The sequence below is a fragment of the Methylophaga sp. genome, assembly GCF_965655755.1.
Classification (GTDB): Bacteria; Pseudomonadota; Gammaproteobacteria; order Nitrosococcales; family Methylophagaceae; genus Methylophaga.
In genome coordinates this window covers 83391-92458 of sequence record NZ_CBFHHW010000001.1, presented here as the reverse complement: position 1 = coordinate 92458, position 9068 = coordinate 83391, and the positions used below count along the sequence as shown (strand labels likewise).

Below are 9068 nucleotides of genomic sequence, written 5' to 3'. Positions count from 1 at the left end.
ATTTATATGGTGGGCCCACCAGGACTCGAACCTGGGACCAAGGGATTATGAGTCCCCTGCTCTAACCAACTGAGCTATAGGCCCGACAGCTTTTTGTCTTACGAACCTTCTGAGTCGAGGAAACTTCTCAGTTGATCGGAGCGTGAAGGGTGACGAAGCTTACGCAATGCTTTCGCTTCTATCTGACGAATACGTTCACGCGTGACATCAAATTGTTTGCCGACCTCTTCCAACGTGTGGTCAGTATTCATATCAATACCGAAACGCATACGCAGTACTTTCGCTTCACGTTCAGTCAGACCGTTCAACACACCTTGGGTGGCTTCACGCAGACCTTCAATGATGGCAGAATCTGATGGTGAAATGACGTTGACGTCTTCCACAAAGTCACCCAGATGTGAGTCTTCATCATCACCGATTGGGGTTTCCATTGAAATCGGTTCTTTAGAGATTTTAAGCACTTTACGTACTTTATCTTCTGGCATTTCAACACGTTCTGCCAGCTCATCAGGTGTCGGTTCACGGCCCATTTCCTGAAGCATCTGACGGGCAACCCGGTTCAGTTTGTTAATCGTTTCGATCATATGAACCGGAATACGGATGGTACGCGCCTGATCCGCAATAGAACGGGTAATCGCCTGGCGAATCCACCATGTTGCGTAGGTCGAGAATTTATAACCGCGTTGGTATTCAAACTTATCAACCGCTTTCATCAGACCGATGTTGCCTTCCTGAATGAGATCCAGGAATTGCAGACCGCGGTTGGTATATTTTTTAGCGATGGAGATAACCAAACGCAGGTTGGCTTCGACCATTTCTTTTTTAGCACGTCGTGCTTTAGCTTCAGAAATCGACATTTGACGGGCAATTTCTTTGATTTCTGAAATCGACATGCCACGATCATTTGAGATCTCGGCTAATTTGCTCTGCGCTGCAACGATCTCGTCATGGTGCTTTTTGATCGTGGAGGAGTAGAGCTTTTTGGCACGAATATGTTTATCCGCCCAGTTGACGTTGCTTTCATTGCCTTGAAATGACTCAATAAAGTCACGACGGTTCATTCGCGCTTGACCAACAACGATATTCATAATCGTTCTTTCTTGCTTGCGAATTTCGTCGATTGTATCTGCCATCAGATCATTGAGATAAATTAACGTTTTCGGTGTTAATTTGAATTCCATGAACAGATTCGTGGTCTGTTCTTGTGCTTCTTCTGGGGCATCTGGTTTGTTGGATTCTTTAAAGCTTTCACGCAACGCGTCAAAGCGTGCTTTAGCTTCTTCCGGATCTATTTCACCCGCTGAGTCGTCTTCTTCCTCATCATCAACGTCATTATCATCGTCTGAATCTGAGTCACTGTCGTCATTTGAAGCAGCATCGACTGCGTCATCTTCTTCGACTTCTTCTTCAACAACTACAAACCCTTTGATCAGCTCATTGAGACGCATTTCGCCCGCTTCAACAGCATCATATAATTCAAGGAAGGAGGCAACGCAGTCAGGGTATGTTGACAGCATCAAGAGACTTTCGCGTAGACCGGCTTCAATACGCTTGGCGATAACAATTTCGCCTTCTCGCGTAAGCAGTTCAACTGAGCCCATTTCACGCATATACATGCGGACAGGATCGGTTGTGCGACCAAACTCACCATCGGAGCTTGCTAATACTGCGGCAGCCTCTTCATCAGAGACTTCATCGTTGGAAGAAATGGCTTCAGCAAGACGCTCCATCTCATCAGTATCCAGACCATCTTCATGGACCATGATACCGAGATCGCTAAACATGCTGACGATATCTTCTACCTGATCAGCATCGACTAGATCTTCTGGAAGATGATCATTAATCTCACCATAGGTGAGATAACCACGTTCTTTCCCTAAGGCGATAAGTTCCTTAACGCGTGATTGTTGATCTTTCATGCGGCCCCTTTAAAACCCTTGACGCTAATATACGTGAACCCTTCATTATACTGAAAATGGTCTCTTGTTGCATCAAAATTAACTAAAAACATTCACTTATACGACCTCCACTCGGCCTTTTCTGCTTCAGTAAGCTCGCTGAGTGGTTTGCTCTCAAGGTAAATCAGTCTCTGCTGCCTGGCTTCCTTCTGCAGTTGAGACACTATCCCTGTGAGTTCATGCTTGAGAGCATCCGCTGATAAACTTAACGGCTGCAAAGCAAGTTTCTGAAGATGCGCCCCGTTTTCTTTATCCCGCCAGCGCTCAAGAAGGGCCGCAGTTGTTAAATGGGGATGCTGGTGCAGAGTTTCAAGCAATTGCTGCAAAATATTTGCGCCCGGCTGATTCACATCACGAATTGCTGTGACATCGTCAATCTCGCAAGCCAGAATAGGATATTGCAGAACAATGGTTATCGCCATGCGTATTGGCGTCATCGTCGCCAGAGCTTTATTTTTGACTGTTCTTTTTTGTACGGCTGGTTTTTCCAGATGCTTATTCAAGGTAGCCATGTTGGTTTTAGAGAGCTCTGCCAGACGCTGCTCAAGCATGTCTCGGTATACACCGGCAGGTACATGCTTTAGGTAGGGCTTCGCCATCTCGACCAGTCTGGCTCTGCCATCCATGGAGGCAATATCGACTTGGCTGCTCAGCGTTTCAAAAAAGAACTCTGAATAATTCTGCGCATTTAAAACCCGTTCATTAAAGGCTTCTGACCCTTGCTCGCTGACCAGGCTATCTGGATCTTCTCCATCCGGCAGGAACATAAACTTGAGTTGTTGATTACCACCCAGCATGGGTAAGGCATTTTCAGCCGCCCGCCATGCCGCATCACGGCCAGCTCTGTCACCATCGAAACAAAACACGACTTCCGGCGCTGCACGCAATAATAAACGTAGATGATCGGCGGTGGTGGATGTGCCTAAGGTGGCAACCGCATTGCTGATGCCGTGCTCAGCCAGAGCAATGACATCCATATAGCCTTCAACAATGACGATACGTTCCAGCTTCCGGTTTGCCTTACGTGCCTGATACAAGCCGTAGAGTTCTGTACCTTTATGAAAAATCGGTGTTTCAGGCGAATTGAGATACTTAGGTGTGCCGTCATCCAGAACACGACCACCAAAACCAATAACCCGCCCTCTTCTATCCCGAATGGGAAACATAATGCGGTTACGGAAGCGATCGTACGTTCGGCCTTTATCATTTTTGATCAGTAAGCCGCCCTCAAGCAGTTGTTTGGTCTGTTCGGGGTTACTACCAAAAGTCCGTAATACATTATCCCAGCCATCAGGAGCCATGCCGATACCAAAGTGCTCCACTGTCTTCTGAGACAAACCGCGCTGCTTGAGATAGTCGACAAAGCCCTGTCTTTGGGGGTGTGTTTGTAGCTGGTGAATATAATACTGACCTACCTTGTCCATCAGGTCATACAGGCTTTGTTTAACGGGAGAGAGATTGGACTGCTGAGTGGTGGGCACTGTCATGCCCACATGATCAGCGAGCTCTTGAATTGTCTCAGGAAAACTCAGCTGATCGTATTCCATCAGAAAGCCAATGGCGGTTCCATGGGCTCCGCAGCCAAAACAATGATAGAACTGCTTTTCTTGGCTGACAGTAAAGGAAGGTGTTTTTTCGTTATGGAAAGGACAGCAGGCATGAAGATTTTTACCTGCTTTTTTGAGCGCAACACGGGTGTCAATGATATCAACGATATCAACCCGTGCCAGTAGCTCATCAATGAATTGTGTGGGGATTTGTCCAGCCATAATCGCTATTATGGCTCAAATTCGCAGTAAATATTAACCACGTCTTAATAGACTTGGCTGCATAAGCTTTTAGTTACTCAATGCAGCCTTAACTTGACCACTCACCGCGCCCATATCAGCACGACCCTGGATCTTTGGACGCAGGACATTCATCACTGCACCCATGTCTTTAATGCTGGAAGCACCAGACTCATCAATCGCAGATTGAATTGCTTGCGCAATTTCGGCCTCACTCAGCGCTTCAGGTAAAAACTCCTGAATGATAACGAGTTCTGCTTTTTCAATGTCAGCCAAATCATCACGGCCCGCTTTTTCATACTGGTCTAACGCTTCACGACGTTGTTTGGTCATCTTAGTCAGAATCACAATGATCTCGTCATCTGACAGATCGGTACGATTATCGACCTCAACCTGTTTAATAGATGCGGTGATTTGTCGCAGCACATTCAAACGATCTTTGTCTTTGGCGCGCATAGCGACTTTGACTTGATCCTGAATGGTGACCTTTAACGGGCTGGCTTCAGCTGGCATATTTTTATCGACTATCTTGTGAGATTAGTACAAACGAACGCGACTTGCGTTTTCACGAGACAGTTTCTTTTGATGACGCTTAACGGCCGCTGCTGCTGCACGTTTGCGAACAGTTGTTGGCTTTTCATATGCTTCGCGTGCGCGGGCTTCAGCAACTGTACCGGCCTTTTCACAAGCACGTTTGAAGCGACGCAAAGCTACGTCAAATGGTTCGTTCTCTTTAACTCTAACTGCAGGCATTCAATGCTCCCTAAACAATTCTTGTACGGAAAACCCCCAATTGTACGAAATATCTACCAGAAAGCAAACAGTTAAATCACTTTATTTCAAAAAAGGCATAATGTGCATTGTTATTAAATTGATGCTTGGAAAAGAAATGCGCGTTTTAGGAATTGAATCCTCCTGTGATGAAACGGGTGTCGCCCTGTACGACACTGAGAAGGGTCTACTGGCTCATACTCTGTTCAGTCAAATCGAGCTACATGCTGAGTATGGCGGCGTCGTACCGGAGCTTGCCTCACGTGACCATATCCGTAAAACGCTGCCCTTGATTGATGAGGTACTGGCGTCTGCTGGATTGGAAACCAGCGATATTGATGCTGTTGCCTTCACAGCAGGGCCGGGGCTGGCAGGCGCTTTATTGGTCGGCGCAGCAATTGGCCGAAGTATCGCCTGGGCACTGGATAAACCTGCTTTAGCCGTCAATCATATGGAAGGGCACTTATTATCGCCATTGCTGGAAGATCGTTCACCTGAGTTTCCGTTTGTGTCTTTATTGGTCTCAGGAGGACACACATTGCTGGTCGACGTTAAAGCTGTGGGTGAATATGAAGTCTTAGGGGAATCGATAGACGATGCTGTCGGTGAGGCTTTTGATAAAACAGCAAAATTGTTGGGCATGCCTTATCCCGGTGGACCGTATTTAGCTGCCAAAGCAGAAGAGGGCGTTGCCAATCGGTTCGAATTTCCCAGACCCATGACCAACCGGCCCGGATTGGATTTCAGCTTTAGTGGTCTGAAAACCTTCGCAATGAATACCTGGCTTGATAGCGATAAAACGGATCAGGACATCGCTGATATTGCCTTAGCCTTTCAGACAGCGGTAGTCGATACCTTAGCGATTAAATGTCGTCGGGCGCTGAAACAAACAGGGCATAAACGTCTGGTGGTTGCCGGTGGGGTGAGTGCCAACAAAGCGCTGCGCAACAAACTTGATGCTATGCCCGGGGTCGAGGTATTTTATCCACGCCAGCAGTTTTGCAGCGATAACGGCGCCATGATTGCCTTTGCAGGGGCCGTTAGGCAAAAAGCGATGGTGAAACAGGATCCGGCAAGCTTTACCGTGCGACCACGCTGGCCATTAAATGAACTGACACCGCCTTAAGACTTGCCTTCATGGCCTGTTATCAGACGACGAATATTGCTGTGATGACGAGCAATCAGCATCAACGCGATAATCAAAATCAACCAGCGAGCGCCGACACTCTCTATTAACCACAGGCTGTAAAAGGGTGTTATCGCAGCGGCCGTCAACGCAGACAAGGAAGAAATACGACTGACAGCAAACACCAGCCCCCATGTTGCCAGCCCAGCTAAAGCCAGAACCGGTGCCAAAGCCAAAAAACCGCCCAATGCTGTTGCGACACCTTTGCCTCCCTGAAACTGGAAGAAAATAGGAAACAGATGCCCTAAAAATGCAGCAAATGCCGTGGCCGCCACCCACACCATATCCAAACCTAGAATATGCGCAGCAACCACCGGTAAAACACCTTTCAGCACGTCAATCAGTAATACTGTAGCTGCCAATTTTTTCCCGCCAAAACGCAGCACATTAGTAGCACCGGGATTACCCGATCCCTGCGTGCGGGGATCCGGCAGACCGCCTAATTTACACAGTACAATGGCACTGTTTAATGAGCCGATAAGATAAGCTGCAACTAACAGCGCAATGGGTAAAGCAAGTGTTTCAAGCATGATATGATGCTTCCTGTTGGTTTTTGCGACATTATAGGGCGCAAAAACATGATTGCCACCCTCAAAGCAGCTTGCAGATGGATAAAATATTTCTCAACGATCTTAAAATTGACGCAATTATCGGCATTTACGACTGGGAACGCCAAACTCAGCAAACATTGAGTTTTGATCTGGAAATGGACTGGGATATACAACCAGCGGCCGCTACTGAGGATATTAGCAAAACGCTGGATTATGGCGCCATAGCACACAGCATAGTCGCTTTCGTCAAAGCCAGTCAGTACCAGCTCATTGAAACCCTGGCTGAAGATTTGTCGAAGATGTTGCTGGAAAACTACCCCATTCCCAAACTCAAATTAACGCTGAGTAAACCCGTCGCCCTACATGGACAAAACACTGCGCGTGTCGTGATTGAACGGCCTCGCGGATGAGCCCCATCAGAGCTGGCTACCTGCTTGGGTTGGGCAGTAATATCGATCCGTTTGATAATTTTGCTCACATCGCGACATCACTGCTTCACCGGTTTGATCATATCCATCTCAGTCGGGTTCTCCACATTCCGCCAGTAGGGATGAACAGTCAGCATTATTTTCTCAATGCCGTGGCCTTTATTGAAACAGACATGGAAGAAGCCGATCTCAAGCACATCTGTAATGAGATTGAAATCGCATTAGGCAGAGACCGGGACGATCCGGACAGTAAACACAAAGACCGCCCAGCTGACTTGGATATTCTGGCTTACATGTCTTTCCCGCGAGATTCAGCACGAGAAACCAGCAACATTACCGATGAGTATTTTTTATATCCCATCATTGATGAAATCAAAGCTTATTTAAGCGGCAAGGCGGTTTCCGAAGCGCTTCAGCAGGGCACAGAAGTGCAAGCGGATACGTTATCGTTTGGAAAGACGGCGACCACCATCTACCGGGATGGAAACACCGGTTAGGAACGGGTTAGTCAGCAAACTTTTAATTGCCAGATAAACCGGCTCGGCCCCGCCTTCTTTGGCCAGTGGTGTTTCTGCCATCATGTTTTGTCTAACGTCTTCCGAGTGCGATTCTGTAAACAAAACGGGTCCGGGCGCAACCGCATTAACCTTGATAGCGGGTGCATACTCCTTGGCTAATACCAACATCATATTGTGCAACCCCGCCTTGGTCGTACCATAAATATCAAAGCGCGGCGTAGGGTTTTCTACATTGATATCAGTGATATGAATAATGTCAGCGGGATCATCATTATCGCCTTGCAAACGATCATGAAGACCTTGATTGATTAGAAACGGCGCCATCATGTGCACATAGAAAAAAGCCTCATATTGTTCTGCTGCGCGAGCAAGATCGTCATCTGTCGGAAAAAAGCTGGACGCATTATGAATAATCCCGCGAAAACTACGATATTGATCCCGTAACCGTGACACAAACGCAAGAATACTGTCGCGACTGTTAAAATCTGCCTGTATGGTATCAATTCCAAGGGATTTCAATTCTTGGACACCGTCAGTATCACTGCGGTAATGTGCTAGTACCGAATAGCCATCCTGATGTAAACGTTTAGCAATATGTAACCCCACCCGACGGCTAGTGCCGGTAACAAGAACTTTTTTTTGCAACGGTTTAATCCTCGTAAATGAATCATAAGACAACGATAGTCGCTGACGATGCTCTGGCGCAACAACATAGTGACCAACTCAAACGCCTGATTGCGGCAGAAATTGAAAAGCAAGGTGGCTTCATCAGCTTTGCAGACTTTATGCAGTATTGTCTGTATCAGCCAGGGCTCGGTTACTACAGTGCTGGCAGCCATAAATTAGGGGAGGGCGGTGACTTCACCACAGCTCCTGAAATCAGTTCGCTGTTTGGATATGCTTTTGCCAACCACATACAGGATGCGCTGTCACAATGCCAAAGCAAGAATATTCTTGAGTTTGGGGCAGGTTCAGGACAACTTGCGGTCGCCATTCTATCTCAGCTGCAATTAAACCATGCTTTGCCCGAGCGTTATTTCATATTGGAAATCAGCGCAGACCTGCGGTCACGCCAGCAGCAACTGATTGCTGAAAAACTGCCTGAACTATTTGAATGTGTCGCTTGGATTGACTGCTTGCCTGAAAACTTTACAGGTGTGATGTTAGCAAATGAGGTCTGTGATGCGATGCCGGTGCATTTACTTCGGTTTATCAATAACGATGTTTTTGAACGGTGCGTGACAACTGATAACGGGAGCTTTACATGGCAGGAAACACCGTTGTCTAATGCCGAATTACTGGTTCGCGCAGAACATATAAAGCGTTACGCCGGAGAAAGCGAGTATTTCACTGAGGTCGGTCTGGCGGTAGTTGATTGGCTGAAGACTCTTGCTTCAGTGCTTCAACAGGGGGCAATTTTCCTGATTGACTACGGTTATTCATTCTCAGAGTTATACTCACCACATAGGACTCAGGGCACCTTACGCAGCTATTACCAGCATCAGGCTGTTGATGACCCTCTTCAGCTTGTTGGACTGCAGGATATCAGTGCTCATGTTGATTTCAGCACTCTCGCTGATACAGCACTAGCGGCTGGCCTCCATGTTGCCGGGTTTCATGAACAGGGTGACTTCCTTCTGGCAGGCAGCATCACTGAGATCGCGGCACAAATTGAAGCTGAAAGCGATTCACTAAGCTGGTTAAAACACAGTGCCGGATTAAAACAATTATTATTGCCCGATGTGATGGGGCACCAATTTAAGGTTCTTAGTCTGGCCCGTGAGCTTGAATTATTGCCGCGCTTGCAGTCACACGATCGACGTTATCAGTTATAAAAAAAGGAGTCCGAAGACTCCTTTTTTTGATTAA

At 47.1% G+C, this 9068-nt stretch carries 10 protein-coding genes and 1 tRNA gene; 4 read left to right on the top strand and 7 right to left on the bottom strand.

Features of this window, described 5'->3' with window-relative positions; translation table 11 throughout:
• Positions 1-7 precede the first annotated feature (7 nt).
• The 5 genes from ACTF5U_RS00490 to rpsU all read right to left on the bottom strand — a co-directional run bounded on the left by ACTF5U_RS00490 (position 8) and on the right by rpsU (position 4498).
• Positions 8-84, bottom strand: a tRNA-Ile gene (locus tag ACTF5U_RS00490).
• Between the two features lie 14 nt (positions 85-98).
• A complete protein-coding gene (gene rpoD / locus ACTF5U_RS00485; protein ID WP_438969663.1) occupies positions 99-1919 on the bottom strand; it encodes an RNA polymerase sigma factor RpoD in 1821 nt (606 codons plus the stop codon).
• 92 nt (positions 1920-2011) lie between these two features.
• Positions 2012-3727 (bottom strand): DNA primase, encoded by a 1716-nt coding sequence (dnaG, locus tag ACTF5U_RS00480; protein WP_438969662.1) that lies wholly within the window; start codon positions 3725-3727, stop codon positions 2012-2014.
• Positions 3728-3796: 69 nt separating this feature from the next.
• Positions 3797-4258 (bottom strand): GatB/YqeY domain-containing protein, encoded by a 462-nt coding sequence (locus tag ACTF5U_RS00475; RefSeq protein WP_438969661.1) that lies wholly within the window; start codon positions 4256-4258, stop codon positions 3797-3799.
• Between the two features lie 24 nt (positions 4259-4282).
• Entirely contained in the window at positions 4283-4498 is a 216-nt protein-coding gene (rpsU, locus tag ACTF5U_RS00470; RefSeq protein ID WP_438969660.1) for a 30S ribosomal protein S21, read from the bottom strand.
• Positions 4499-4634: 136 nt separating this feature from the next.
• Here rpsU and tsaD point away from each other — a divergent pair, with 136 nt between their 5' ends.
• Positions 4635-5642 carry a tRNA (adenosine(37)-N6)-threonylcarbamoyltransferase complex transferase subunit TsaD gene (gene tsaD / locus ACTF5U_RS00465; protein ID WP_438969659.1) on the top strand — a complete coding sequence of 336 codons (1008 nt, stop codon included), beginning with the start codon at positions 4635-4637 and terminating at the stop codon, positions 5640-5642.
• Here the strand turns inward: tsaD and plsY are convergent.
• On the bottom strand, positions 5639-6232 hold the full coding sequence (plsY, locus tag ACTF5U_RS00460; RefSeq protein ID WP_438969658.1) for a glycerol-3-phosphate 1-O-acyltransferase PlsY: 594 nt from the start codon (positions 6230-6232) through the stop codon (positions 5639-5641). The genes tsaD and plsY overlap by 4 nt on opposite strands.
• Before the next feature lie 77 nt (positions 6233-6309).
• Here plsY and folB point away from each other — a divergent pair, with 77 nt between their 5' ends.
• Both folB and folK read left to right on the top strand, forming a co-directional pair.
• Positions 6310-6663, top strand: coding sequence for a dihydroneopterin aldolase (gene folB, locus ACTF5U_RS00455; RefSeq protein ID WP_438969657.1), 354 nt, complete (start codon positions 6310-6312; stop codon positions 6661-6663).
• Complete coding sequence (gene folK, locus ACTF5U_RS00450; RefSeq protein ID WP_438969656.1) at positions 6660-7178, top strand: 2-amino-4-hydroxy-6-hydroxymethyldihydropteridine diphosphokinase; 519 nt, start codon at positions 6660-6662, stop codon at positions 7176-7178. Before folB ends, folK begins: the two co-directional genes overlap by 4 nt.
• Here folK and ACTF5U_RS00445 read toward each other — a convergent pair.
• Positions 7125-7844: an SDR family NAD(P)-dependent oxidoreductase gene (locus ACTF5U_RS00445; RefSeq protein ID WP_438969655.1), complete on the bottom strand. Its 720-nt coding sequence runs from the start codon at positions 7842-7844 to the stop codon at positions 7125-7127. The genes folK and ACTF5U_RS00445 overlap by 54 nt on opposite strands.
• 17 nt (positions 7845-7861) lie before the next feature.
• On the opposite strand from ACTF5U_RS00445, the gene ACTF5U_RS00440 reads away from it, so the two are divergent.
• Positions 7862-9034 carry a class I SAM-dependent methyltransferase gene (locus ACTF5U_RS00440; RefSeq protein ID WP_438969654.1) on the top strand — a complete coding sequence of 391 codons (1173 nt, stop codon included), beginning with the start codon at positions 7862-7864 and terminating at the stop codon, positions 9032-9034.
• The last annotated feature ends 34 nt before the right edge of the window (positions 9035-9068 follow it).

What these genes read in the sequence shown, in the direction of transcription:
- rpoD (WP_438969663.1), bottom strand. Translation starts at nt 1,919, where the DNA reads ATGAAAGATCAACAATCACGCGTTAAGGAACTTATCGCCTTAGGGAAA.
- dnaG (WP_438969662.1), bottom strand. Translation starts at nt 3,727, where the DNA reads ATGGCTGGACAAATCCCCACACAATTCATTGATGAGCTACTGGCACGG.
- ACTF5U_RS00475 (WP_438969661.1), bottom strand. Translation starts at nt 4,258, where the DNA reads ATGCCAGCTGAAGCCAGCCCGTTAAAGGTCACCATTCAGGATCAAGTC.
- rpsU (WP_438969660.1), bottom strand. Translation starts at nt 4,498, where the DNA reads ATGCCTGCAGTTAGAGTTAAAGAGAACGAACCATTTGACGTAGCTTTG.
- tsaD (WP_438969659.1), top strand. Translation starts at nt 4,635, where the DNA reads ATGCGCGTTTTAGGAATTGAATCCTCCTGTGATGAAACGGGTGTCGCC.
- plsY (WP_438969658.1), bottom strand. Translation starts at nt 6,232, where the DNA reads ATGCTTGAAACACTTGCTTTACCCATTGCGCTGTTAGTTGCAGCTTAT.
- folB (WP_438969657.1), top strand. Translation starts at nt 6,310, where the DNA reads ATGGATAAAATATTTCTCAACGATCTTAAAATTGACGCAATTATCGGC.
- folK (WP_438969656.1), top strand. Translation starts at nt 6,660, where the DNA reads ATGAGCCCCATCAGAGCTGGCTACCTGCTTGGGTTGGGCAGTAATATC.
- ACTF5U_RS00440 (WP_438969654.1), top strand. Translation starts at nt 7,862, where the DNA reads ATGAATCATAAGACAACGATAGTCGCTGACGATGCTCTGGCGCAACAA.